General features: G+C 66.4%; 17 protein-coding genes. 12 read left to right on the top strand and 5 right to left on the bottom strand.

Annotated elements, in window-relative coordinates; genetic code table 11:
* Positions 1–166: 166 nt before the first annotated feature.
* Positions 167–1390: an MFS transporter gene (locus ACTHNR_RS22210; protein WP_440550189.1), complete on the bottom strand. Its 1224-nt coding sequence runs from the start codon at positions 1388–1390 to the stop codon at positions 167–169.
* Between the two features lie 279 nt (positions 1391–1669).
* Here ACTHNR_RS22210 and xdhA point away from each other — a divergent pair, with 279 nt between their 5' ends.
* The 7 genes from xdhA (at position 1670) to ACTHNR_RS22175 (ending at position 10899) form a co-directional block, all read left to right on the top strand.
* The gene (gene xdhA, locus ACTHNR_RS22205) at positions 1670–3256 is read left to right on the top strand and encodes a xanthine dehydrogenase small subunit (RefSeq protein WP_440550186.1); all 1587 of its coding nucleotides are present in this window, start codon (positions 1670–1672) and stop codon (positions 3254–3256) included.
* A 76-nt stretch (positions 3257–3332) separates the two neighbouring features.
* Positions 3333–5714, top strand: coding sequence for a xanthine dehydrogenase molybdopterin binding subunit (gene xdhB / locus ACTHNR_RS22200; RefSeq protein WP_440550183.1), 2382 nt, complete (start codon positions 3333–3335; stop codon positions 5712–5714).
* Positions 5711–6265, top strand: coding sequence for a xanthine dehydrogenase accessory protein XdhC (xdhC, locus tag ACTHNR_RS22195; protein WP_440550181.1), 555 nt, complete (start codon positions 5711–5713; stop codon positions 6263–6265). The genes xdhB and xdhC overlap by 4 nt, the downstream gene beginning before the upstream one ends.
* Before the next feature lie 230 nt (positions 6266–6495).
* Positions 6496–7611, top strand: a complete 1116-nt coding sequence (locus ACTHNR_RS22190) for an NADH:flavin oxidoreductase/NADH oxidase (protein ID WP_440550178.1) — start codon at positions 6496–6498, stop codon at positions 7609–7611.
* A gap of 65 nt (positions 7612–7676) precedes the next feature.
* Complete coding sequence (locus ACTHNR_RS22185) at positions 7677–9179, top strand: TAXI family TRAP transporter solute-binding subunit (RefSeq protein WP_440550176.1); 1503 nt, start codon at positions 7677–7679, stop codon at positions 9177–9179.
* Positions 9180–9274: 95 nt separating this feature from the next.
* Positions 9275–9916, top strand: a complete 642-nt coding sequence (locus ACTHNR_RS22180; RefSeq protein ID WP_440550174.1) for a DsbA family protein — start codon at positions 9275–9277, stop codon at positions 9914–9916.
* A 26-nt stretch (positions 9917–9942) separates the two neighbouring features.
* On the top strand, positions 9943–10899 hold the full coding sequence (locus ACTHNR_RS22175; protein WP_440550256.1) for a LysR family transcriptional regulator: 957 nt from the start codon (positions 9943–9945) through the stop codon (positions 10897–10899).
* A gap of 6 nt (positions 10900–10905) precedes the next feature.
* Here the strand turns inward: ACTHNR_RS22175 and ACTHNR_RS22170 are convergent, their stop codons facing one another.
* From ACTHNR_RS22170 to ACTHNR_RS22155, 4 genes are all read right to left on the bottom strand, one after another.
* Positions 10906–12060 carry a helix-turn-helix domain-containing protein gene (locus tag ACTHNR_RS22170; RefSeq protein ID WP_440550172.1) on the bottom strand — a complete coding sequence of 385 codons (1155 nt, stop codon included), beginning with the start codon at positions 12058–12060 and terminating at the stop codon, positions 10906–10908.
* Positions 12061–12284: 224 nt separating this feature from the next.
* A complete protein-coding gene (locus tag ACTHNR_RS22165; RefSeq protein WP_440550169.1) occupies positions 12285–14312 on the bottom strand; it encodes a hypothetical protein in 2028 nt (675 codons plus the stop codon).
* A gap of 155 nt (positions 14313–14467) precedes the next feature.
* Positions 14468–16483, bottom strand: coding sequence for a hypothetical protein (locus ACTHNR_RS22160; protein ID WP_440550167.1), 2016 nt, complete (start codon positions 16481–16483; stop codon positions 14468–14470).
* A gap of 490 nt (positions 16484–16973) precedes the next feature.
* A complete protein-coding gene (locus ACTHNR_RS22155; RefSeq protein ID WP_440550164.1) occupies positions 16974–17288 on the bottom strand; it encodes a hypothetical protein in 315 nt (104 codons plus the stop codon).
* A gap of 369 nt (positions 17289–17657) precedes the next feature.
* Here ACTHNR_RS22155 and ACTHNR_RS22150 point away from each other — a divergent pair, with 369 nt between their 5' ends.
* The 5 genes from ACTHNR_RS22150 to ACTHNR_RS22130 all read left to right on the top strand — a co-directional run bounded on the left by ACTHNR_RS22150 (position 17658) and on the right by ACTHNR_RS22130 (position 25193).
* A complete protein-coding gene (locus ACTHNR_RS22150) occupies positions 17658–18656 on the top strand; it encodes a GlxA family transcriptional regulator (RefSeq protein ID WP_440550162.1) in 999 nt (332 codons plus the stop codon).
* A 15-nt stretch (positions 18657–18671) separates the two neighbouring features.
* Complete coding sequence (locus ACTHNR_RS22145) at positions 18672–20180, top strand: mannose-1-phosphate guanylyltransferase/mannose-6-phosphate isomerase (RefSeq protein ID WP_440550159.1); 1509 nt, start codon at positions 18672–18674, stop codon at positions 20178–20180.
* A gap of 19 nt (positions 20181–20199) precedes the next feature.
* On the top strand, positions 20200–21597 hold the full coding sequence (locus tag ACTHNR_RS22140) for an undecaprenyl-phosphate glucose phosphotransferase (protein WP_440550156.1): 1398 nt from the start codon (positions 20200–20202) through the stop codon (positions 21595–21597).
* 133 nt (positions 21598–21730) lie between these two features.
* Complete coding sequence (locus ACTHNR_RS22135; RefSeq protein WP_440550153.1) at positions 21731–22879, top strand: polysaccharide biosynthesis/export family protein; 1149 nt, start codon at positions 21731–21733, stop codon at positions 22877–22879.
* Positions 22880–22952: 73 nt separating this feature from the next.
* Positions 22953–25193 (top strand): polysaccharide biosynthesis tyrosine autokinase, encoded by a 2241-nt coding sequence (locus ACTHNR_RS22130; RefSeq protein ID WP_440550254.1) that lies wholly within the window; start codon positions 22953–22955, stop codon positions 25191–25193.
* The last annotated feature ends 28 nt before the right edge of the window (positions 25194–25221 follow it).

Raw genomic sequence — 25221 nt, 5'->3', positions numbered from 1 at the left:
ACATAATTTTCCTATCAATTCTGGGGGTAGTTATTTAACAGTTCGTATTCATTCCCGCTGACCGCCGGATTCCTATTTCGAATAAGGCAAGAATGCCAAATGTGTGAATGCCGCGCCCGATGCGTGAGTGCGCTCACGCGCGAGGCGGCCGTAACGGCCGAGCGAATCACCCCGCGTCGAGCGCGCGGCGGCCGGAGAGGCCGCGGCCGCGCGTTTGCCGCAAATAGAGGCTGATCGACAGCAGCGCGGCGCTCGCTGCCGCGATCGCGGCGACGAGGAAGACGGACGGATAGCCGAACTCGCCGGCCACGTAGCCGGCGAGCGGCCCCATGATGCCGAGCGACAGGTCGAAGAAAACCGAATAGGCGGCCAGCGCGGCGCCGCGGCTAGCCGGCGGAACGAGTTCGACCGCTTCGACGCCCAGCGACGGAAACACGAGCGCGAAGCCGAAGCCCGTGACGGCCGCGCCGACGAGCGCGGCGAGCGGCGCGCTGGCGAGCCATAGCGCGACTAGGCCCGCGCATTCGAACGAGAACGAGACGAGCGCCACGCGAAACCCGCCGTACGTGCGGATCGCATTGGCGAACAGCAGGCGTGCGCCGACGAAACAGGAGCCGAACAACGTCAAGGCGAGGGCGGCATGCGACCAGCCGCGCGCGGCGTAATAGAGCGCGATGAAGGTCGCGATCGAGCCGAAACCGGCCGTGCCGAGCGCGAGTCCCACGCCATGCGGCAGCACGCGCGCGAACACGCTCGCGTAGCCCATGCGTTCGCCGTGCACGAGCGGCACGGCTTCGATGCGTCGGGCGAGGGCGTAGCCGAACGCCGCGAGCGCGATCGTCACCACGCCGAGCACCCACGGCCCGACCGAATGGGCGAGCGCCGCGCCGACCGGCGCGCCGATCGCCAGGGCGCCGTATGTGGCGATGCCGTTCCAAGAGATGACGCGCGCGTTGTGCGCGGCCCCGACGCGCCCGATGCCCCACAAAATCGCACCCGTCCCGACGCAGCTTTCGCCGAAGCCGAGTGCGAAGCGGCTTGCCACCAGGACGCAAAGGCTCACGGCGGGCCAGTGGCGGCAGGCCACGGCGGCGATCAGCAGCGCGCCGCTCAGCCCGCACGCCGCGAGGCCGATCGCCACCGACTGCTTGGGCCCGAGGGTATCGGAGAAGCGTCCGGCATGGGCGCGCGAGAACAGCGTCGCCGCGTACTGCACGCTGACCGCCGCGCCGGCCAGCACCGCGCCGAGCCCCAGTTGCCCCTGCACGAAGCCGGGCAGCACGGGCAGCGGCAAGCCGATGATCAGGTAGCAGATGAACGTGAAGAACACGATCGGAACGATTTGAGCCGTGGCGGCGCGATCGGATAAGGCGGGAGAGGCGGCGGACATGGGCGGACGCAAAGACGAGGCGGCGACGATGGTAAGGGAAAACCAGACTTGAAGCGAGGTCGACAGTATGAACTAAACGCGCATTGTCTCATGGAACCGGTTTCATTGCAGCGCAACAATTTAGGGCGGAATTACGAGCAAAGGCCGGTGCGGCGGGGCATATCGGTACGCGAATATGAGCGGCATGCGATGCCGCCTATGGGTGGCGCATATTGGCAGTGATAGCTTTCGATCGTACGACCCAACACGCGCGCCCTGAGGATTTCCGCTTCCACGACCATGAGCCAACCGATCCGCTTCTACCATCGCAACGCCATCCGCGAAGTCAGCGACGCGCCCGTCACGCGTACGGTCCTGCAATACCTGCGCGAGGACGCGCACTGCACGGGTACGAAGGAGGGGTGCGCGGAAGGCGACTGCGGCGCCTGCACCGTCGTCGTCGCCGAGCGCGACGAAGGGGGCGGCATGAAATTTTCGGCGGTCAACGCCTGCATTCAGTTTCTGCCCACGCTCGACGGCAAGGCGCTGTTCACCGTCGAGGATCTGCGCCAGCCCGACGGTTCGCTGCACCCGGTGCAGCAGGCGATGGTCGACTGTCACGGTTCGCAGTGCGGCTTCTGTACGCCGGGCTTCGTTATGTCGATGTGGGCGCTTTACCGCCAGCACGGCGGGGAGGATACGCCGGGGCGGAACGAGGGCGAGGTGGGGGAGCCGGAGCGGGCCCACGCTCATGCCCACGCTCATGCCCACGCGTGCGATCGATCCTGCGCGCCTTCCCGCCAGGAAATCGCCGATGCGCTGACCGGCAATCTTTGCCGCTGCACGGGCTACCGCCCGATCATCGACGCGGGCGAGCGGATGTTCGAGCTGCCGAAGCCGCGCTCGCCGGTCGACATCGCCGCGCTGTCGCGCACGCTCGCGACGATCGAGCGCGACGACACCTTCCACTACGAGCACGGCGGCAACGCGTTCGACGCGCCGCGCACGATCGATGCGCTGGCCGCGCTCAAGGTCGAGCGCCCCGCGGCGCGCCTGCTCGCGGGCAGCACCGATGTGGGCCTGTGGGTCACCAAACAGATGCGCGCCCTGGGCGACATTGTCTACGTAGGCCGCGTGGCCGAACTTCAACGCATGGCGACGTCGGCCGACTGGATCGAGATCGGCGCGGGCGTGAGTGTGGAACGGGCGTATGCGGAACTCGCGCGTCATTACCCCGAACTCACCGAAATGTGGAAGCGCTTCGCCTCGCTGCCGATCCGCAATGCGGGCACGCTCGGCGGCAACGTCGCCAACGGTTCGCCGATCGGCGATTCGATGCCGGGTCTCATCGCACTGGGCGCACGTGTGGTGCTGCGCGGCGGGGACGTCGAGCGCGAACTGCCGCTCGAAGATCTCTACCTCGCCTATCAAAAGAAGGACATGGCCGAGCACGAATTCGTCGCCGCGCTGAAAGTGCCGACGCGCACGGGCAAGCGTGCGGCGCTGCGGTTTCGCACCTACAAGTTGTCCAAGCGTTTCGACTCCGATATTTCCGCTGTCTGCGCGGCGTTTTCGTTCATTGCCGAGGGCGACACGATTCGCGAGCCGCGCATCGCGTTCGGCGGCATGGCCGCGACGCCCAAACGCGCGACCCATGCCGAAGCCGTGCTGGCTGACGCGGCCTGGCACGAAGCTACGGCGCAAGCGGCCATGCAAGCGCTCGCACGCGACTATGCGCCGCTCTCGGATATGCGAGCCACCGATGAATACCGGCTGCAAACCGCGCAGAACCTGCTGTATCGCTTTTGGCTCGAGACGCGTGCGAACGATCCGCTGCCGCCGCAGGCCCTGAACGTCCGGTTGGTGGATCTCGAGACGCCGGCGTGAACTTGCGCGCGGCAATGGAAGACAAGCCCCGGAATCGAAGCGTCGCAAAGACAGAGAGACAGAAAGAGAGCCAACGATGAATCAGCAAGCCGAACCGTTCCTGACCGAGCTGGCGCGCGAAGAACGCGAGCGCGAGGCGACCGGCCAAGTGCACGTATCGCGTCCGCACGAATCCGCGCATCTGCACGTGAGCGGGCGCGCGACCTACACCGACGACATCCCGCTCGTGGCCGGCACGCTGCACGCGGCGCTCGGTTTATCGGCGAAAGCTCACGCCAAAATCGTCTCGATGCAATTCGACGCGGTGCGCGCGACGCCCGGCGTGGTCGCCATCTTCACGGCGGAGGATATCCCGGGCAAGAACGATTGCGGGCCGATCGTTCACGACGATCCGATCCTCGCGGACGGCGTCGTGCAATACGTCGGGCAGCCGATGTTCATCGTGGTGGCGACGTCGCATGAGACGGCGCGCCTTGCCGCGCGCCGGGCGCAGGTCGAATACGAGGAATTGCCCGCCGTGTTGACGGCGCAGGCGGCGCGTGCGGCCAACCAGTCCGTGCTGCCGCCGATGAAGCTCGCGCGTGGCGAGAGCGCGAGCAAGATCGCGCGCGCGCCGCATCGGAACGGCGGCGAGTTCACCCTCGGCGGGCAAGAGCAGTTCTACCTCGAAGGGCAGATCGCCTATGCCGTGCCCAAGGACGACGACGGCATGCATGTCTGGTGCTCGACCCAGCACCCGACCGAGATGCAGCACCACGTCGCGCACGCATTGGGCGTGGCGTCGCACAACGTGCTGATCGAATGCCGGCGCATGGGCGGCGGCTTCGGCGGCAAGGAATCGCAGTCGGCGCTGTTCGCCTGCTGCGCGGCGCTCGCCGCTTGGAAGTTGCTGTGCCCCGTGAAGCTGCGTCCCGATCGCGACGACGACATGATGATCACGGGCAAGCGACACGACTTCCACTACCGGTATGAGGTTGGCTACGGCGAAGACGGCGCGATCGAAGGCGTCTCGGTCGACATGAGCTCGCGCTGCGGTTTCTCGGCCGATTTGTCGGGCCCGGTGATGACGCGTGCGCTCTGCCATTTCGACAACGCGTATTGGCTGCCCGACGTGACGATCGAAGGTTTCTGCGGCAAGACGAACACGCAGTCGAACACGGCGTTTCGAGGCTTCGGCGGGCCGCAGGGCGCCTTCGCGATCGAATACATCATCGACAACGTCGCGCGCGCGCTCAAGCTCGATCCGCTCGACGTGCGCCGACGCAATCTGTACGGCAAGAACGAACGCAACGTCACGCCCTACGGCCAGACGATCGAAGACAACGTCATTCACGAACTCATCGACGAGCTGGAAGCGTCGAGCGACTATCGCCGTCGCCGCGCGGCCGTGCGCGAATTCAACGCGTGCAACACCGTGCTCAAGAAGGGAATCGCGCTCACGCCGGTGAAGTTCGGCATCGCGTTCAACGTGACGCACTTCAATCAAGCCGGCGCGCTCGTGCACATCTATACGGACGGCTCGGTGCTCGTCAATCACGGCGGCACGGAAATGGGCCAGGGGCTGAACACGAAGGTGGCGCAAGTGGTCGCGCACGAACTCGGCATCGCATTCGCGCGCGTGCGCGTGACGGCGACCGACACGAGCAAGGTGGCCAATACGTCGGCCACGGCCGCGTCGACAGGCTCGGACTTGAACGGCAAGGCGGCGCAAGATGCCGCGCGCCAGTTGCGCGATCGGCTCGCGGCGTTCGCCGCCGAGCGGTTCGGCAACGGCCGGAGCAAGCCGAGCGACGTGGTGTTCGACAATGACACGGTGTATGTCGGCGAAGCCGGCGTGCCGTTCGAGGAAGTGATCGCGAAGGCGTATCTCGCGCGCGTGCAGTTGTGGTCCGACGGGTTCTACGCGACCCCGAAGCTCTACTGGGATCAGCAGAAGCTGCAGGGGCGGCCGTTTTTCTACTACTCGTATGGCGCCGCCGTGTCGGAGGTCGTCATCGACACGCTCACCGGCGAAATGCGCGTATTGCGCGCCGACGCGTTGCACGATGTCGGCGCTTCGCTCAATCCCGCGCTCGACATCGGGCAGGTGGAGGGCGGCTTCATCCAAGGGATGGGCTGGTTGACGACCGAAGAGCTCTGGTGGAACGAGGGCGGCAAGCTCATGACGCACGCGCCGTCCACCTACAAGATTCCGACGGTCAACGATTGTCCGCCCGATCTGCGCGTGCGCTTGTTCGATAACCGCAACGCGGAGGACAGCATCCATCGCTCCAAAGCGGTGGGCGAGCCGCCGTTGCTGCTGCCGTTCTCGGTCTTCTTCGCGATTCGCGATGCGATCTCGAGCGTGGGCGACCATGAAGTCGATCCGCCGTTGAACGCGCCGGCCACCGCCGAAGAGATTCTGAAGGCCGTGGCCGCCGTGCGCGCTGCACGAGCGAAAGCGGGGGCGGCGGCATGAGCACCCGCGCATCGGCGGCGCGCTCCGGCTCGGCGCCGCTTCACGTCGTGTTGTTCGGCGCGGGGCACGTCGGTCATGCGCTCGTCACGCTGCTCGGCGCATTGCCGTGCGTCGTTCAATGGATCGACGCGCGCGACGAGTGCTTTCCGGAAGAAGTCCCCGCCAACGTCCAAGTCGAGGCGACCGATACGCCCGAGGCGGTGATCGACGCCGCGCCGCCCGGCAGTTGCTTTCTCGTCATGACGCACAACCACGCCCTCGACTTCGCGTTAGCCGTGCGGATCATGCGGCGACGCGATTTCGCCTACTTCGGCATGATCGGCTCGAAAACCAAGCGCGTGAAATTCGAACGCCGACTGATCGAGCGCGGCGTCGCCCCGGAGCGGTTGCACGAGATGGTGTGTCCCATCGGCGTAACGGGCATCGTCGACAAGGCTCCCGCGTCGATCGCCGTGGCCGTCTGCGCGCAGCTGATGCAGGTGGGCGCGCACGCGGCGGGTACGGCGCGCCGATCGTCGCCGATCCCGACCTTTTTTTCGGCGCTTGCATAACGGCGGGGCCGCCGGTCGGAGCGACCGCGCTTTACTTCTTTCCCCCTCGTTTTCCCTCGATTCGCCTGGCTTGCCTGCAGCATTTTCCGGCGGCATCCCGTATGCTGCTCGGCGATGCGTCCGCGCAACGCGTGTCCGCGCCGTCGAGCAAAGGCGTCCGCTCGACGGCGCGGGCCCGCGCTCCGTAGGCCCGCGCGCCCCAAGCGCGCCAACCGACCGAGGAACCCGTCATGAGCCGTTTGTTCGAGCCGATGTCGATCGGCAATCTTGAGTTAACCAATCGCATCGTGATCGCCCCGATGTGCCAGTATTCGGCCGAAAGCGGCAACGCCACGGATTGGCACATGATCCACCTGGGCCATCTTTCCCTGTCCGGAGCAGGGATGCTCATTCTCGAGGCCACCGCCGTATCGCCGGAAGGCCGCATTTCGGCGGGCGATCTCGGCCTGTATTCGGACGCCAACGAGACGGCGCTCTCGCGTGTGCTCAAAGCCGTGCGGACCTATTCGCCGATCGCCGTGGCGGTGCAGCTCGCCCATGCGGGGCGCAAGGGATCGAGCCAGGCGCCGTGGGACGGCGGCGCGCAGATCCGCTCGGACGAGCCGCTCGGCTGGAAGACGGTCGCGCCCTCGGCCGTGCCGCATGCCAAGGACGAGGAGCCGCCCGTCATGCTCGATCGGGCCGGGCTCGACAAGGTACGCGACGATTTCGTGGTCGCCGCGCTGCGGGCGGCTCGGCTCGGTATCGACGGTATCGAGATCCATGCTGCGCACGGCTACTTGCTGCATCAGTTTTTGTCGCCGATCGCCAATCGCCGGGAGGACGAGTACGGCGGCAGCTTGGAAAACCGCATGCGTTTTCCGATCGAAGTGTTCGACGCCGTGCGCGCCGCGTTTCCGGCCGAGCGCCCCGTTTGGGCCCGCATCTCCGCCACGGATTGGGTGCCGGGCGGGTGGGACATCGAAGGCACGGTGGCGCTGTCCAAGGCGCTGAAAGCGCGCGGATGCGCGGCGATCCACGTGACGACGGGGGGTGTTTCGCCCGAGCAGGCCATCAAGCTCGGCCCCGGCTACCAAGTGCCGTACGCGCAGCGCGTCAAAGCCGACGTGGGCCTGCCGACGATTGCGGTGGGCCTCATCACCGACCCCGAGCAAGCGGAGGCCATCATCGAAAACGGCGAGGCCGACGCGGTGTCGCTCGCCCGCGCGATGCTCTACGATCCGCGCTGGCCGTGGCACGCGGCCGCACGGCTGGGCGCGCAGGTGCATGCGCCCAAGCAGTATTGGCGCTCGCAGCCGCGCGAGTACAAGGATCTGTTTCTCGGCGCCGGGTTCGGCCAGCGGTGACGATGTCGGACGATCAGCCCCCTTCCCGCAAATCGCGGCTGCCCCGCATGCCGAAGGTGCCGCGCATGCTGCTCACGCCGCGGCCCTCGCGTTTCGTCGCGCGCGTCATCGCCGTGTCCTGGCGCGATCTGGCTGTATCGATGGGCCCGATCGTGCTGATTTCGGCCGCGGCGATTTGGCTCGCGATTCGGCTGATCCAGCCCGCGCCGCCCAATACCCTGACGATGACGGCCGGACCGCCCGGCAGCTCGTTTTGGAATTCCGCGCAACGCTATAAGACGATCCTCGCGCGCAACGGCATCACGCTGAAGGTGCTGCCTTCGGCAGGCTCGCTCGAGAACCTGGAACGCTTGTCCGATCCGAAGGCTTCCGTCGACGTCGGGTTCGTGCAGAGCGGCGTGACGCTCGTCGCCGCGGCTGCATCGGAGGCGAGGGCGGCAAGTGCGGCAAGTGCGGCAAGTGCGGCCGCCGCGCCAGGTGCAGGCGAGGGATCGGCGAGCGCATCGGCATCGGCATCGGCATCGTTGCCTCCAGGCGCGTCGCAGCCGGCCTCGGGCGGCTCGGCGAGCGCACCGCTCGTCTCGCTCGGCAGCGTATCGTACGTGCCGCTCGTGATCTTCTACGAAGGGCGCGAGCGCTCGCGCTTGTCGGGATTCGCGGGCAAGCGGATCGCGATCGGGCCCGAGGGCAGCGGGACGCGCGCGCTGGCCCTCGCGCTGCTCAAGGCGAATGGCATCGAGCCCGGGGGCGACACGACGCTGCTGCCGCTCACGGGGCAAGCCGCGGCGCGCGCCTTGACGGCGCACGAGATCGACGCGGCTTTTCTCGCCGGCGATTCGGCGCAGCCGCCCGTGATGGCAGGGTTGCTGCGCACGCCGGGGGTGCGGTTGTTCTCCTTCTCGCAGGCGCACGCCTACGCGCGCCGCTTCCCGTACCTCACCGATGTCGAGGTGCCGATGGGCGCGTTCGACCTCGGCAAGAACCTGCCGCCCGCGCCCGTTCATACGGTTGCGCCGACGGCCGAACTCGTGGCCCGCGATTCGCTGCACCCGGCGCTGTCCGACCTGCTCATCGAAGCGGCCAAGGAGGTGCACGGCCGCGCGAGCTTGCTGCAGAACGCCGGCGAATTTCCGTCGCCGGTCATGCACGATTTTCCGATCAGCGACGACGCGGCGCGCTACTACAAATCGGGCAAGGGCTTCTTGTACCGCGTCCTGCCGTTTTGGCTGGCAAGTCTTGTCGACCGCCTGGTCGTGCTCATCGTGCCGATCGTCGTCGTGCTGATCCCGGGGGCGCGGCTCATTCCGTCGCTGTACGCCTGGCGCGTGAAGTCGCGCATCTATCGATGGTACGGCGCGCTGATCGCGATCGAGCGCTCGGCGCTAGACGAAACGGCGTCGGCCGACGAGCGCGCCGCCTCGCTCGCGAAGCTGGCCGAAATCGAAGGGGCCGTGAACCGGCTCAAGATGCCGCTCGCCTACGCCGATCAGTTCTACGTGCTGCGGGAACATATCGGATTCGTACGGGCGCGGCTCGCCCAAGCATATGAGGAGCAAACGCACATTTGATACAGGCGGCGCGTAAGATGCTTCCCATACGGGCGGCGGTGGGCGAGCGCACCGCCGCCTTGCGCCAAGCAGCAACCGAACCCTCGGAGTCTTTCATGGCCCAATCGATCGACGCGGCGTCGCCGCTGTGGTTCTACGATTTCGTGTCGCCGTTTTCGTATCTGCTGCTCGAGCAGCACGACAAATGGCCGAGCATGCCGTTTTCGTTGGTGCCGGTTTCCGTCTATGCGCTATATCGGCACTGGGGCCAGCGGCCCGCGGCCGAGGTGCCGCAAAAGCGCTTGTTCGTCCATCGGCACGCGCTGTTTCGGGCCGAGCAACTGGGGATTCCGTTCAAGATGCCGCCCGCTCATCCGTTCGATTCGACGAAGGCGCTGCTGCTCGCCGCCGCCATCGAGGCGGACGTGCCCACGGTCTGCTCGATCTTTCGCTTCATCTGGCGCGACGGGCGCGACCCTTCCACACCCGACGGTTTCGCCGATCTGTGCCAAGTGCTGAACCTGCCGCACGGCGAGCGTTTGATCGAGCATCCCGAAACGAAGGCACGCCTGCAGCGCCATTTCGACGACGCGATCGCGCTCGGCGTATTCGGCGTGCCGACGTTCAGGCTTCATCGGCAATTGTTTTGGGGCGAAGATGCGTTGCCGATGGTGCTGTACTGCGCGCGTTCGCCGGGCTGGCTCGAATCGCCCGAGGTCAAGCGCATCAGCGAATTGCCGAGCGGGATAGGCTCGTGACTCAGCCGACGCGCCGCGAGCCGTCGATCGACGCCGATACCGATACCGAGCGCAACACCGAGGCGCTCGATATCTGGCTGCTGCGCGTGCTGCGCACGCTCTTGACCGAGCGCAGCGTGACGCAGGCCGCCCTGCGGCTCAATCAGACGCAGCCGGCGATCAGCACCGCGCTGCGCAAGCTGCGCGAGGCGCTCGGCGATCCAATCCTCGTGCGCGGCAAGACCGGCATGGTGCCGACCGAGTTCGGTCAATCGCTGCTCGGGCCCGCGCAACGGGCGCTGCGCGAGGTCGACTTCGTCGCCACGCCGCACGGCAACTTCGACCCCGAGGCGACGAGGCGCACGTTTCGGATCGCGGCGCCCGACTATCTGAACGATTTCTTCATGCCGACGCTGATTGCGCGTTTTCGGGAGGCGGCGCCACAGGCTCGGCTCGAGATCGATTCGCTCAATCCCGCGCTCGATCACGCCGCGGCGCTCGAGGCGGGCGAGCTCGATCTCGTGGTGGGCAACTGGCCGAAGCCCGATCCGCGCTTCGCGCGCAGCGACCTATTCAGCGACACGGTGGTTTGCCTCATGCGCGCGGAACATCCGCTCTCGCAGGGGCCGCTCACGCGCGAGGCCTATCTGGCCGCGGCGCATCTCGCGCCCACGCCCTACAGCGGCGCGCGGCGCAACGCGATCGAGATCGGTTTGGCGAAGGCGGGCGCCACGCGGCGCATCGTCACCACGCTGCCGTATTTCGGGCTCGTGCCGCAGGTGCTGCTGCGCTCGGACTTGATCTTCACGACGACGCGGCGCTTCGCCACGCACTACGCGCGGATGCTGCCGCTGGCCGTGCTCGAAGCGCCCATCCCATTTCCGCGCATCAAGTGCTATCAGCTCTGGCATCCGCAGCCGGACCGGCCGCACGATATCGCCTGGCTGCGCGCGCTCGTCGACGAAGTGTCCGCGCGGTTGACCTCGCCCGCCCGCCGCGCCTGATGCAGTTCAGCGCTGCCGTGCTCGCCGTCGCTCGGCGGCCCGGTATTCCGTGGGCGAAATCGAAAGCCGTTTGCGGAACATTTTCGCGAGCCCATCGCCGCTGCCCACGCCGCAGCGCCGCGCGATCTTATCGACGGGCAAATCGGTGGCGACGAGCAGCAGGCAACTCGCGTCCAGCCGCGCGCGCAGCAAAAACTCCGACGGCGTAATGCCGATTTGCGATTTGAAGCGGCGCAGAAAACTGCGCTCGCTCATGGCCGCGACCTCGGCCGCCTTGGCCACCGAAATCGGCTGCCCGTAGTTTTCGCGCATCCATCGCGCGGCGGTGTCGATCTTTTCGCGCGTGCCGCCTTCGTCGAGTTCGCCCAAGACGGCGCCGAGGCGTCGCCATGCGCCGGGCGACGATCGCTCCGCGATCTCGCGCGCCGCCTGGGCGCCGCGGTCGCGTTTCACGATCGACAAGGCGGCCGCGAGGGGGCCGAGCGGGTCGTCGAGCGCGACCGCGTGCTCGACCGGTTTCTGGCCCGGCGCCGCGCCGGAGGCGGTGAGCGCGGCGACGAGCGCCGGCATGGCGGACGTGGCGGGCGCGGCAGGTGCGCTGTGTGCGCTAGGGGCGCCCGGGGTTGCTGGCGCGGAGGGCGTCTCATGGGCGGCGGGCGTCGCGGCGGACGCACTCGTTTCGCCGTTGGAAGCGGCCGCCGCCGCTGCGATGGCGCCGCCTTCGCCGATGGCCTTGACGAGCCGCGTGCGCTGCATCAGCGCACGTAGGCGGCGAACGAACGATTCGTCGGTCGAAAGACGCGCCGCGCCGCTGCCGCCGGGGATGAACAGCGCGTGCAGACCGGCCGTTGCATAGGCGTCGAGGTTGTCCGACCAGACGCGCATCGTGGCGCTGCTCGCAATGCTGCCGCCCGTACCCGAAACGACGATGAGCGTATAGGGTTCCGGCAATTCGCGCGCGGGCGGCGGGGGAGGCTGCGCGTGGGGCGGACCGGGCGGATGCGATGCATCCGTGCCTGCGTCCGTGTGCGCCGGCGGCGCGGGCGCGACGCGCATGCGTTCGCCTTCGATCTCGTCGGCGAGCCGGAACACTTCCGCGATGGTGCTCGCTTCGACGAGCGAGAACCCATCGAAGACGAGGATAGCGATGCGTTTGGCCATGTGAGCGCAGTCGAGCGACGGCAGGGCGTTCGATGGGGAGGACGACTTCGCGCGGGGGCAGGCGGGTATGCGCTTGCGAAGCACGCCGCGCGAGCCCATTGCGTCGCATGGTATGCGCGGGCCGGGCGCCGCGTCGCGATCGAGTCGGAAAAGGGCGAGATGTTGTCAGTTGCCTTCGATACGGTGCAGGGCGAAATAGATGCGGCGTTGCAGCGGTCGCGGTCTCATTGAGCGACGTAGCCCGCCGGCGCGGTCACATGGGTCTTGACGACCGACGCATGGGCCGACACCACGTAGATGGGCGACTCGGTCAGCCGCAGCGCGACGCGGCCGTCGGCGTAGGGCAACTCGGCTGCATTGCCCATTTCATCGAAGACCGCGACCTGTCCCGACGTGCCGGGCGCGTCTACTTGCCACGCAAAGGACACGCTATAGGCGGGGCTAAATCCCTGTGTTGCGTTCCAATGCGCGTTTTGATGCGTCCAGAGCGCCGTGACGACCTTGCCGCCGTTCAGCCGCTGGAAGGCGTATCCGTAGACGCCTGGGGGCGCCTCGCTCAGATAGCCGAGCGTGGTCGTACCGTCGACGATGCGGGTCATCGCCGCGACCGCCATCGCGGCCGGCTTCGGGCTGATTTCGCTCGCGCCGTAGGCCCCGTTCGCATGGCGAAGGTCGAAGAAGAGCCCGTATCCGGGGGGCGATTCGGGTATGTCGGACGAATAGAAGACGTAGGTCATATCGGCGCCTTCACCCAGCAAGATCAAGTGCGTGCGCGCCACGACGGCGCCCTGCGCGAACAGGACGTTCTGCGTGGGGTAGTCGTTGCCGTAGGACGTGCCGAGGTCGTAGCTGATGCCTGTTTCGGTGACGAACAGCTTTGCACCGGGCGCGAGCAGCTTGGTCATCGAGGCGCGCAGCGCGCGCATCGACGCGGCAAGCGCATTCGCCGCGACCGCGCGATCCGGGTCGGCGGCCAAGCGCTCAGGCGGGTGCGACGGCGACGTTCCCGCATCGTAGTAGCCGTGAATGGACAGACCGTCGAGATACTTGCCGATGCCAAGCGGCGCGAGGCGTGCGAGCCAGCGGACGTTTTCGCGAACCGATGCGTTGGTCGGACCCATGACCACGGCATGTGGATCGGCTGCATGGATGGCTTCGTACGTCGCGCGGTAGAGCGCGACGAAATGCGCGTCGGTATCGCGCCAGGGGAGACCGCCGTCGTAGTCCGGCTCCCAGGTGACCTGATAGTAGTTGTGGGACTGCGCGGGGAAATAGGTGGCCCGAATGCGCGCCGAATCGGCGCCGACGCGGTTCAGGTAGCTGCGATAGGCCGCCTCCGATACCGGCGCATAGCTGTGGGTCGCCGCGCCGGTCGGGCTCGCCCATCCGGGGATGCCGTCGAGCTGGATCAGGCGCATGATGTCGCCCTGCCTGAAGTACGGCGCGAGCGTGTCCGGTCCGGGTGCGAAACTGTTCGGCTTCTCGGGCTCCTCCACATACCAGTTGCGGGTGTCGTTGGCCCACGATAGGCCGAGTGCGGTGTAGAGCGGGCGATAGCCGTCGCCGTTGCAGCAGCGCTCGCCGGGGCGCAGATAGTTCGTGCCTTGGCCGCCGAAGCGATGCTGATCTTGATGGGCGTACGCAACGGGCGGCAGTGCGTTCGATACGTCGGGCAGCACGCCGAACGTGGCGATACCCGCGGGCCGGGTGCCGTGTCGCGGGAGGCGTTGTCCGCCATGGACGAGCGAAGCCGTGACGGCGAAGTAGCCGGCGCGCGAGGACGTGCAGCGCATGGCGAAGGTGCGCTCGCCGGCGGGGACGGGAAGACGCCCGGCCGCGCGTACGACGTTCCACGCATCGCGGATGGTCCATTCGGCGGTATCGGCCTTGCTCGTTTTCGTCGCGAACGTCACGGTGAAGGGTGCGCCGAGCGAAAACGTGCGCGTGCCGTCGCTGCCGGGGGTATCGGCCTCGATGCCGTCGGCTAGGGTGGGGCGGTAGGCCGGTGTACCCGGACCCGATGAAACGCTTGTATCCGATGCCGATGGGGAGGAAGCTGCCGATTCCGGCAGCATCGCCGAAGGCGCGGCGCAGGCGAGCGTGCCGATCGTCGGCAGCATGGATGGGCTGCTCAGCGCCGCGGCATCGCCGGTCGCGCCGCTCGGCGAGCTCGAATCGGCGCGCCCGCATCCGCTCAGCGCGACGCACGCGAGCGTGAGCATTCGAGCGGCGGCGATCCGTGAGGTGCGCATGAAGTCGAGTGGGGCCGATGCGAACTCGAGACTTCATCACGCAAGGGCGCACCGCGTCAGTCGCCGATCGAACACAACGAACGAACTAAGTACGACAGATGCGGCGAAAGCGGCGGTGCGAAGCGGCCGATCGCGCTCGCGCCGCCCGCCGTTCGCTACTGCCCGACGTATCCCGCCGGTACCGTTACATTCGCTTTCATCGCCGAAGCATTCGTCGAAACGACATAGATGGGCGATTCGGTCAGCGTCAGCTTCACTTGCCCGTCGCTATACGGAAACTGCGCCGCATTGCCCATCGCATCGAGCACGGTGACTTGCCCCGACGTGCCGGCCGCGTCGACTTGCAATGCATAGGGCACGCTATACGTTTCGCTGAAGCCCGTGCTCGCGCTCCAATGCGCGTTGTCGTGCGTCCAAAGCGCCGTGACGATCTTGCCGCCATTCAAACGCTGGAACGCATAGCCGTAGACGCCGGCCGGCACGTTGTTCAGATAGCCGAGCGTCGTCGTGCCGTCGACGATGCGCGTCATCGCGGCCACTTCCATCGCGGCCGGCTTCGGGCTGATGTTGCTCGCGCCGTAGGTGCCGTTCGCATGATCGAGATCGAAGAACATGCCATAGCCGGGCGGCGAGTCCGGCGTGTCCGACGCGTAGAAGACGTAAGTCATGTCGGCGCCTTCGCCGAGCAAGATCAAATGCGATCGGGCGACGACGGCGCCGTGCGCGAACAGCACGTTCGGCGTCGGATAGTTCGCGCCGTACGACGTGCCGTTGTCGTAGCTGATGCCGGTTTCGGTCGCGAAGAGCTTGGCGCCGGGCTTGAGCGTTTGCGTCATCGTGGCGCGCAGTTCGCGCATCGACGCGGGCAGCGCGTTGGCCGCGGTGGCCGGATCGGGGGCGGTCGCGAGCCGCTCGGGCGGGTGCGAGGGCGAGGTACCCGCATCGTAGTAGCCGTGAATCGTCAGACCGTCGAGGTACTGGCCGATGCCGAGCGGCGCGAGCCGCTTGAGCCAAGCCGTGTTCGTGCGCACCATCGCCGCGGTCACGCCCATGACGACGGCGTTCGGATCGGTCGAATGCAGGCCCTTATAGGCGGCCTGATACATCGCGACGAAGTTGGCGTCGGTATCGGCCCATTGCGTCGGGCCGCCGCCGTCCGGCTCCCACGTGATCTGATAGTAGTTGCTCGATTGCGTGGGAAAGTACGCCGCGCGAATCTGCGCCGCGTCGGTGCCGACGCGGCTTGCATAGTCCTGAAACGCCGACTCGGTCTTCGGCGCATACCCTTCGGTTTGCGCGCCGGTGGGGCTGGCCCAAGCCGGGATGCCGTCGAGCTGAATGAGCCGCATGATGTCGCCTTGCGTCAGATACGGGGCGAGCGTGCTCGTGCCCGGCGCGAACGTGTTCGGACCGTTCGGCTCTTCGACGTACCAGCTGCGCGTATCGTTGGCCCACGACAAGCCCAAGTCGGTGTCGAGCGGGCGATACCCGTCGCCGCTGCAGCAGGTTTGGCCGGCCTTCAGGTAATCGGTGCCTTGACCGCCGAAACGGTGCTGGTCTTCATGCGTGTAGGCCACGGCTGGCAGCACGTCGGATACGTCGGGGCGCACCCCGAACGTCGCGATCCCCGCCGGCCGAGTGCCGAGCGACGCGAGCGAATTGCCTGACGATACGAGCGAGGCCGATACGGAGAAGTAGCCCGCGAGCGTCGACGCGCAACTGAGCGTCACGGTCTGCGCGCCGGATTTCACGGGGAAGGCGCCGCTTGCACGCGCCACGCCCCAATCGTCCTGCACCTGCCATGCGACCGTGTCGTTCTGCGCCGCGCGCGTCGTGATCGCGAGATCGAATGCGCTGCCGAGCGCGAACGTGCGTGTGCCGTCGCTGCCCGGCGTGTCGGCTTCGATGGCCGCGCCCGTGCCGCTCGCGTTCGTCGGCGTCGAGGGTACGCCACAACTCATGGCTTGCTTGCCGGCCGCGACGATCGGCGTGATCGCGGCCGATTGGCCCGCAGGCGCGGCGCTTTGCGTGTTCGCGTTGCTGCCCGCCGCCGCGCCCGTTCCCCCGCCTCCGCCACCGCCGCCGCAAGCGGTCAAGAACGAAAGGGCGACGGCGGATGCGCAGCGAGACAAGCGAAGAGAGCGGGCAAGGAAGGGCGAATGATGTGTCATCGATCGTAATCGTTAGGAGTGCGCAACGCTCGGCAAAAAGGACGCCACGCACATCGAGCGGGCGATGCGCGCGAGGCCGCTTGACGAGCGGGATCAACGAAAGGGGCACACGCCGTAGCCTCGATGCGCGTGCATGTCGGCGAAGGCGGTCGAGCCGCGAGAAATCCGTGCGGCGTGGGTCAGCCGCAACGAACGGGCGAGAAATCGCGTGAGGAATAGCGCTCTTCGATCAGACGCCTAGTCTGACGAAACACTGATTTCACACGAATCGCTGGCGAGAGACTACAAGTTTTACGCTATTTTTAGGAGCATTCGATCTAGTCGATTTGCGCACGCCGCCGTGGCGGATTTTTACGCCTGCGCCTCGCGGGCGTCTTCGAACGAGGGCGCGCCGGCCGCTCGATGCTGCACCGCGGCGAGGCCGCTCAGCCTCGCTTCCCAAGCATGTGTCGCCTCGAAAGGCGAACGGACGAATAATGCAAATCGAATGTTATTTAAATAAATCGACAAGACAATGGCCGATTTCAATTAAATAAAAATGAATCATGAATGAAACATCGAGTGCAATGTTTTCAATTGCATTCTTCGGATAGGAAAGACAAAAGGAAGAACGAAGTACGTCGCATTCCGCCACATGCTCGCCTTTCGTTGCCCGCCAATGTGGGCTCCGCAACACAGTGAAGACGGCGTAGCGCTTATCGTCTACCCGTGCGTTCGCGCTCAACGCAGCCGAGCCCGGCGGTCCGCCGCCGACGCGATCCGCGGCACCGTCGCGACGCACCGATGGGTGGCGCTTTTGGCCCATCACCTCCGATCGGCTCTTTCGAAGCCGAGCACAGCAAGCACCACATTGGCCGCATAAGACGAAGCGGGGACTCTCGAGCGTCGGCGACGTATTGCGTTCGGCATGGCTTTTGCCGGCGCGGCTTGGCGCTTTTTGGCTAATCGATGGGTGAAAGCGACGGCTTTCACGGTGATTTGACCGATTTGCCCAGGCATGGGCGACGGGCCGTAAACATTCGACGACTGAATTAGGCGTCATCCGCCGGAATCGATCCGACAAGATGTCGCCAAATTACGTCACGGCCTGCCCAACGCGTTCTTGCACTGCCTACGATGCACTGCAACGCGGAGGAATCGATCCATGCCGGCAATGATTCTTGAGGAATATGCCATGCCTTACGCGAGTACCGAACCCGCCCTGATGGGATGGTGGCGCGCTCGAGCGGAGAATGCCCCGACCGCCACGCGCCGGATCGCGATCGTGTTGTATGAAGGTTTTTCGCTGCTGGGAGCCGGGCTCGTCGCCGAAGTGTTCCACGTGGCGAACGAGCTGGGTTCGAAGAGTGCGAACCGCGCACAGGCTTACGACATTTCATTCTTGTCGGCCGACGGCGGCAACGTGCGCTGCGCTTCCTCCGTGCGCGTCTGGACCGATGGGCTCGACGCGCGTCATTACACGGGCTTCGACGCGCTGTTCATCGCGGGCGGCAAGGGGGCGCGCGCCGCAGCGAGCGATGAACGCTTGATCGGCTGGCTGCGCCGCGTGCAGACGATGACGACCAACATTCGCTCCATCGGCGAGGGCAGCTTGCTGCTCGACGCGGCCGGCATCGTGACGGGCGAGAGGATCCACCAGTTCGGTTCCTATCTGCACCAGACCCATCGCGAGGAAGAATCGGCCGAGGTCGACGAGCGTCTCGAACCGATGAAGGGGGCGCTGTCGATGGTCAAACGCGACTTGGGCGTCGATGTGGCGCGCGGTATCGCCGAGCGCCTGATGCCCGGATCGAGCGCGCGATTCGTGCCGCTCCTCGGCGAGGGCGGCGCCGCCAGTGCGGGCGACAAGATCCGGGCGGCGGCGCGCTGGCTGCAGGATAACTGCGAGCGGCCGATCTCGATCGCCGACGCCGCGCAGGTGGCGGCCATGAGCGAGCGCAACTTCCTGCGGCGCTTCAAGCTCGAGCTCGGCATGACCCCGTCGGACTACCTGCTGCAGGCGCGCCTGGCCATCACGTGCAGTCTGCTCGTCGATTCGGAACTGCCCGTCGACAAGATCGCGCGCCGTAGCGGCATGGGCAACGGCGATCGACTCGCGAAGATCTTCCGTAAGCGGATGATGATTTCGCCGACCGAGTTCCGGACCCAAAGCCGCCGCACGAACGGCGCTTGAGCGAGGAGCACCGGCATGATCGCCACCCCTGTGCAATGCCGCCGCTTGATTCCGGTGATCTTGGCCGGCGGATCGGGCACGCGCCTTTGGCCGATGTCGCGCGAGCACTATCCGAAGCAGCTCATCGATGTCCTTGGCGCCGATACGCTGCTGCAGGCCACGGTGCATCGCCTAGATGGCTTCCCCGAAAGCTGGGAAGTGGCGCAAGCGCCGCTCGTCGTCTGCGGAGCCGAGCACGGCTTCATCATCGACGAGCAGCTGCGCGCGAGCGGCGTCACGCCCGCGCTCATCGTCGAGCCCGCGCGGCGCGATACGGCGCCCGCGCTGACGCTTGCGGCCATGCGCGCATGCGAGCAAGAGCAAGACGGCGACGCGATCCTCGTCGTCATGCCGGCGGATCATGCGATTGCCGACGTGAAGGCGCTGCAACGCGCGATCGAATTGGCCGCGAGCCATGCAGAGAATGGCGCCATTGCGACCCTTGGCGTCCCGCCCACGCGCGCCGACACCGGTTTCGGCTACGTGCGTATCGGCGAGGCGCTCGGCGACGGCGCGCACGCGATCGGCCGTTTCGTGGAGAAGCCGCCGGCCGAATTGGCGGCGCAGTATCTCGCCGACGGCGGCTATTGGTGGAACAGCGGCATCTTCGTCATGCGCGCGTCGGTATGGCTCGATGCATTGCGGCGCACGCGCCCCGAGATGCACACGGCGTGTCTCGCGGCCGTTGCCGAAGGGGCCGAGCACGGCGCGCGCTTCGATCCCGCTGCGTCGCCGTTCGAGCGCGGGCCCGCCGATTCGATCGACTACGCGGTCATGGAGCGTTTGGGCGGACCCGATGCGCCGTGCCGCGGCGTCGTCGTGCCGCTGGAGGCGGGCTGGTCCGATCTCGGCTCCTGGGATGCGGTCTGGGATGCGCTGGGCAAGGACGGCGACGGCAACGTGGCGCGCGGGCGTGTCGTGCTGGAAGGCGCGAGCGCCACGTTTGCGCATGCCGAGAGCCGTCTCGTCGCTTGCGTCGGCACGACGAACGTCGTCGTTGTCGAAACACCCGATGCGGTGCTGGTGGCCGATCGCTCGCACGTGCAGCGCGTGAAGGGGCTCGTCGCACGCATCAAGGCCGAGCATGCGCCCGAGGCCGAGGAACATCGCAAGGTGCGCCGCCCCTGGGGCTTTTACGACTCGATCGATCACGGCGACCGTTTTCAAGTGAAGCGCATCGTCGTCGCGCCCGGGGCGCGCCTGTCGCTGCAGATGCATCACCATCGCGCCGAGCACTGGGTCGTCGTGCGCGGCACCGCGCTCGTCACGCGCGGCGACGACGAGTTCTTGCTGAGCGAAAACGAATCGACGTTCATTCCGCTTGGCGTGCGGCATCGGCTCGCCAATCCGGGCAAGGTGCCGCTCGAAATCATCGAGGTGCAGTCGGGCGCCTACCTTGGCGAGGACGACATCGTGCGCTTCGACGACAACTATGGCCGATGTACGAGCAACCAGACGGCGCCTTGCAGCGAAGGGCGTCCGTGAATCGTCGCGGAGGACGAAGATGCGTGAGGTTCAAGGGTTGCTGGCTCGTGTGTTCGACGTCGCGCTGGTGATCGCGGCGGCGGCGCTCGCGTCGCGGATTCGCTTCGCCGACGGCGGGCCGCACGACTTCGTGGCGCCGTTCGTCATGCTGACGGCCGCCTGCGTGCTCGTTTTGTTTCCGGCCTTCGGCGTCTACGACTCGTGGCGTGGCCGCGCCAAACGCATGTTGGCCGGGCAGGTGGCGCTTGCTTGGTTCGTCGCGCAAGCTTGCGCGCTCACGGCGATGTTCTCGCTGCGCGAAATCGACTTCGTGTCGCGACTGTGGTTCGTGTATTGGAGCGCGCTCTGCGGCGCATCGCTGATCGGCTATCGGCTCGCCGCGCATGCCGTGCTCGCTCGCCTGCGCCACGCCGGCATCAATCTGCATCGTGTCGCCATCGTCGGCGCGGGGGCGCATTGCGAGGCCATCCTGCGGCGTATCGAGGCCGCGCCCGCGACGGGCTTTCGTGCGGCGGCGATCTATGAGCCGCATCGGGACGCGGCGACTGCGTCGTCATTGCCTTCGGCCGCCGGCCTGCGGCGCTTCGACGAACTCGATGCCTTCGCGCGCCATGTCCGCGCCAGCGATCTGCACGAAGTGTGGCTTGCGCTGCCGCTATCGGAAGAGCGCACGATCCTGCGCGTCGTCGCGCAGTTTCGCGACGACCTGGTCAATATTCGATTCATGCCGGACGTGCGATCGCTGGCGCTGTTCGACAGCGGCGGCATCATCGACTTGCTCGGCGTGCCCGCTCTCAATCTCGTCGCATCGCCCCTGTCGCCGAACGCGCTGCTCGCGAAGTCGATCTTCGATCGCGTGTTCGCCGCGTGCGCCCTGATCGGGCTCGCACCGCTACTCGTCGCAATCGCGATCGCGATCAAGGTGTCCTCTCCCGGGCCGGTCCTGTTCAAGCAGAAGCGAAAAGGCGCGGACGGCCGCGTCTTCACGATCTATAAGTTCCGCTCGATGCGTTTGCACGTGCAAGAGCAGGGCGTGTTGCGCCAAGCCGTGCGGCACGACCCGCGCGTGACCAAGCTCGGCGTGTTCCTGCGCCGCACGAGTCTGGACGAGCTGCCGCAATTCTTCAACGTGTTGCGCGGCGACATGTCGGTGGTCGGCCCACGCCCGCATGCGCTCGAGCACGACGACCTGTATCAGAAGGTGGTGGCGGGGTACATCCATCGCTATCGCATCAAGCCCGGCATCACGGGCTGGGCTCAGATCAACGGCTACCGCGGCGAAACCGATCGCATCGAAAAGATGGAGCGACGCGTGGCGCACGACTTGTACTACCTCGGCAATTGGTCGTTCGGCCTCGACTTGCGGATCATCGCGGCGACGGTCGTGAAAGGGTTCATGCACAGCAATGCCTACTAGCGCTGGGCGCTCGTGCGGCGGCATCGAGCCGCGGCGAGCGTTCGGCAACCGACGTTTGTCTCGCGCAGCGGTTCGATCGAGCGATCGGGCAAGCGCGCGTGGCGCGTCACGAATAACCGGCACGGAGGCCATCATGTCCGACTCGCACCCGCGCGTTCGCACGGCTTTATCGTTAGTTATCCTGACCATCGCCGTCGCGCTGCCCGCCTGCTCGATCGTGCCGGGCCAGCGCATGCAGACGCCGCCCACCGTCGAAGAAAGCGGCGGCGAGTACAGCAGCGAGCCCAACGAAAAGGTTCAGGTGCCCATCACGGACATCAACCTGAAGCTCATTCGGCAAATGAACCAACAGGCGGCGCAGCACCCGATGACGGGCGGCATTCAAGGTCTGCTCGGAAAACCCACCCCGTATCGTCTGGGGCCCGGCGACGTGCTGCAAATCACCGTGTGGGATCACCCTGAACTTGCCGCCGCGCTCGGTCAGCCTACCCCCACGACGCGCACGGACGATGCGGCGCCGGGCTTCGTCGTCGACGAAGGCGGCAACGTGCAGTTCCCCTATGCCGGCACGGTGCACGTAGCGGGCGACAGCGTCGAACAGGTGCAGCGCAAAATCGTTTCGCGCATCAGCAAGGTCTACAAGAACCCGGAGGTGACGGTGCGCGTCGCGTCGTACCGCGCGCAGTCGATCTATATCGATGGCGAAGTGGGCAAGCCGGGCGCGGTGCAGATCACCGACATTCCGATGTCGTTGACCGAAGCGCTCGGCCGGGCGGGCGGGTTTACCGCGGCCGCCGATCAGAGTCGCGTGACGCTCGTGCGCCAGGGCAATAGCTATCCGATCGACTTCTCGGATCTCGTGAAGGCGGGACACAACCCCTCGGAAATCGTGCTCAGGCCCGGCGACATGGTGCGCGTAGGCTCGCGCGATGAAAACGGCGTGTATGTGATGGGCGAGGTGAACAAGCCCGCGACGATCATGCCGATGCGCAGCGGCCGCCTCACGCTGGCCGAGGCGCTGTCGCAGGCGGGCAGTCTCAACCCCGGAACGTCCAACGCGAAGCAGCTCTTCGTGATTCGCGATTCGACGGGCAGCAACCCGCAGATCTATCACCTCGATGCGACCTCGCCCGTGTCGATGGTGCTCGCGAATCAGTTCGAGCTGCAGCCCAAGGACGTCGTCTATGTCGACAACGGCGCGCTCGTGAAATTCAACCGCGTGCTGAGCTTGTTCTTGCCGGCGATCAACGCGGGCTTGACCGCGGCCATCGTCACGAAGTGATCGACCGACCGACTGACCAGTAGGCGCGCCGCGTCCCCAAAGGGACGGCGCGCATTCGATGCGAGCAATCAACATGGCCATGAACTTCGAGCATCGCTACACCGATTTCACGCCCGGCGAAGAGCTGCGCTTGTCGGACTATCTTCAGGGCATCGTGACGAATTGGCGCTTGATCGCCGCGGTCACGCTGGCCGTGACGGCGCTCGGCTCGGTGTACGCGTTTCTGGCGCCGCCGATCTATAAGGCCGACGCAATCATCCAGGTCGAGCAAAGCCCGAACGCCGATAACGGCGCGGCCAACCCTCGCCAACAGATCGAACCGCTCTCGCGCATGTTCGAGACCAAGGCCACCACGGCCGCGCAAATCGAGTTGCTCAAGTCGCGGCTCGTGACCGAGGCGACGGTACGCAATTTGCGTCTGGACCTCGCCGCCGAGCCGCACACGCCGCCGCTCGTGGGGCACTTGCTGACGGCCCTGACGACGGGCAAGTTCGGCTTCTCGATGCCGCCGTTCATGGATTTGGCCGGCTTCGCCTGGGGCAACGAGAAGATCGACGTCGCGTTGTTCGACACGCCGCGCGCGCTGTTCGGCAAGACGTTTACGCTCACATTGGGCGCCGACGGCGCGTTCACCCTCAGCGATCCCGACGGCATCGCGATCGCGAGCGGGCGCGTGGGCGAGGACGTGACGGCCGAGACGTCGGCCGGCCCGGTGCGCTTGCATGTCGATCGGCTCACGGGGCGGCCGGGCACGCGCTTCGATGTGACGCGTTCCTCCACGCTCGACACGGTGGAGCGGCTGCAGAAGCAGTTGAGCGTCAAGGAGACGGCGCTGCAATCGGGCGTCATCGCGCTGACTCTCCAAGGCGCGAACCCGGCGCTGACGGCCGACGTGGTCAACGGCATCGCCAGGCAATTCATCAAGCAAGACGTCGATCGGCGGTCCGCCGAAGCCGAACATACGTTGGCCTTTCTCGATCAGCAACTGCCGCAGCTGCGTCGAGAGCTCGATTCGGCCGAGCAGCGCTACAACACGTTCCGCAACAACCACGGCACCGTCGATTTGAGCGAGGAAAGCCGGTTGCTGCTGCAGCAGATCGTCGACAACAAGACGAAGCTGGCCGATCTGCAGCGTCAACGGGCCGATCTGTCGCAACGGTTCACGGCCAGCCATCCGGCCGTCGCCGCGCTCGACGCGCAGATTGCTCAGCTGCAAGGCGCGCAATCGCAAATGACGAAAGACGTCGCGGCGTTGCCCGATACCGAGCAAACGGCGCTGCGCCTCTTGCGCGACGTGCGTGTCGATACCGAGCTGTACACGAACATGCTCAACAGCGCGCAGCAATTGCGCGTGGCGAAAGCGGGACAAATCGGCAACGTGCGCGTCGTCGATTTTGCCGAAACGCCCGACAAGCCTGTGTGGCCCAAGCGCGTCGTCGTGATCTTGATCGCGTTCGGCGGGGGCCTCTTCGTCGGCATTCTGGCCGCCTTCGTCAGGAAGTCGCTCTACGGCGGCGTGGAGCGCGCGGATGAAATCGAGAGCGCGCTGGGCGTGCCGGTGTTCGCGGTGGTCCCTCGCAGCGGTCTGCAGTTGCGGCTGCAGCAAAACGTCATGATGCGGCGCCAAGGGCTGCACGTGCTCGCCGCGCAATCGCCGCAAGACATTGCCGTCGAAGGCGTGCGCAGTTTGCGCACGACGCTGCAGCTCTCGCTCGATCAGGCGCGGAACAACGTGGTGATGCTCACCGGTTCACGCCCCGATGCGGGCAAGTCGTTCCTGTCGGTCAATCTCGCGGCGCTGGTCGCATCGGCCGGCAAACGCGTGCTGGTGATCGACGGCGATATGCGGCGCGGCGAAGTGCACTCGCATTTCGGCGTGCGGCATCAACCCGGGCTCTCCGATGTGCTGCGAGGCGCGGATTGGGAAAGCGTCATTCAACACGAGGTGTTGCCGGGACTCGATGTGCTGACCAAGGGCTCGCTGCCCACGCACCCGTCGGAACTCTTGATGAGCGAGCGCTTTCGCGAAGTGCTCGAAGCGCTGTCGCGCCGCTACGAACTCGTCATCATCGACACGCCGCCCGTGCTGGCCGTGACCGATTCGACGATCATCGGCAAGCACGTCGGCACGACGCTGCTCGTCGTGCGCCACGGGCGGCATCCGATCGGAGAAATCAGCGAAACGGCCAAGCGGCTCGAGACGGGCGGCGTGAATTTGAAAGGCGTGTTGCTCACCGACGTGCCGCCGGCCGTGCCGCTGCTCGGAGGTTCTTACAACGGCGGCTATTACGGCTACGAGAGCATTGCCGATTGACCGGCGGCACGGCTGATAGGAAGCACGC

It is taken from the genome of Trinickia sp., from assembly GCF_051954495.1.
In the GTDB taxonomy this organism is placed as follows: Bacteria; Pseudomonadota; Gammaproteobacteria; order Burkholderiales; family Burkholderiaceae; genus Trinickia.
Note: the sequence above shows the minus strand (reverse complement) of the source record. Positions and strands in the feature narration are given on the sequence as shown.

Bases quoted from the DNA above. Each gene is read 5' to 3' on its own strand.
- ACTHNR_RS22210 (WP_440550189.1), bottom strand. From the start codon at position 1,390: ATGTCCGCCGCCTCTCCCGCCTTATCCGATCGCGCCGCCACGGCTCAA.
- xdhA (WP_440550186.1), top strand. From the start codon at position 1,670: ATGAGCCAACCGATCCGCTTCTACCATCGCAACGCCATCCGCGAAGTC.
- xdhB (WP_440550183.1), top strand. From the start codon at position 3,333: ATGAATCAGCAAGCCGAACCGTTCCTGACCGAGCTGGCGCGCGAAGAA.
- xdhC (WP_440550181.1), top strand. From the start codon at position 5,711: ATGAGCACCCGCGCATCGGCGGCGCGCTCCGGCTCGGCGCCGCTTCAC.
- ACTHNR_RS22190 (WP_440550178.1), top strand. From the start codon at position 6,496: ATGAGCCGTTTGTTCGAGCCGATGTCGATCGGCAATCTTGAGTTAACC.
- ACTHNR_RS22185 (WP_440550176.1), top strand. From the start codon at position 7,677: ATGCTGCTCACGCCGCGGCCCTCGCGTTTCGTCGCGCGCGTCATCGCC.
- ACTHNR_RS22180 (WP_440550174.1), top strand. From the start codon at position 9,275: ATGGCCCAATCGATCGACGCGGCGTCGCCGCTGTGGTTCTACGATTTC.
- ACTHNR_RS22170 (WP_440550172.1), bottom strand. From the start codon at position 12,060: ATGGCCAAACGCATCGCTATCCTCGTCTTCGATGGGTTCTCGCTCGTC.
- ACTHNR_RS22165 (WP_440550169.1), bottom strand. From the start codon at position 14,312: ATGCGCACCTCACGGATCGCCGCCGCTCGAATGCTCACGCTCGCGTGC.
- ACTHNR_RS22160 (WP_440550167.1), bottom strand. From the start codon at position 16,483: ATGACACATCATTCGCCCTTCCTTGCCCGCTCTCTTCGCTTGTCTCGC.
- ACTHNR_RS22155 (WP_440550164.1), bottom strand. From the start codon at position 17,288: ATGGGCCAAAAGCGCCACCCATCGGTGCGTCGCGACGGTGCCGCGGAT.
- ACTHNR_RS22150 (WP_440550162.1), top strand. From the start codon at position 17,658: ATGCCTTACGCGAGTACCGAACCCGCCCTGATGGGATGGTGGCGCGCT.
- ACTHNR_RS22145 (WP_440550159.1), top strand. From the start codon at position 18,672: ATGATCGCCACCCCTGTGCAATGCCGCCGCTTGATTCCGGTGATCTTG.
- ACTHNR_RS22140 (WP_440550156.1), top strand. From the start codon at position 20,200: ATGCGTGAGGTTCAAGGGTTGCTGGCTCGTGTGTTCGACGTCGCGCTG.
- ACTHNR_RS22135 (WP_440550153.1), top strand. From the start codon at position 21,731: ATGTCCGACTCGCACCCGCGCGTTCGCACGGCTTTATCGTTAGTTATC.
- ACTHNR_RS22130 (WP_440550254.1), top strand. From the start codon at position 22,953: ATGGCCATGAACTTCGAGCATCGCTACACCGATTTCACGCCCGGCGAA.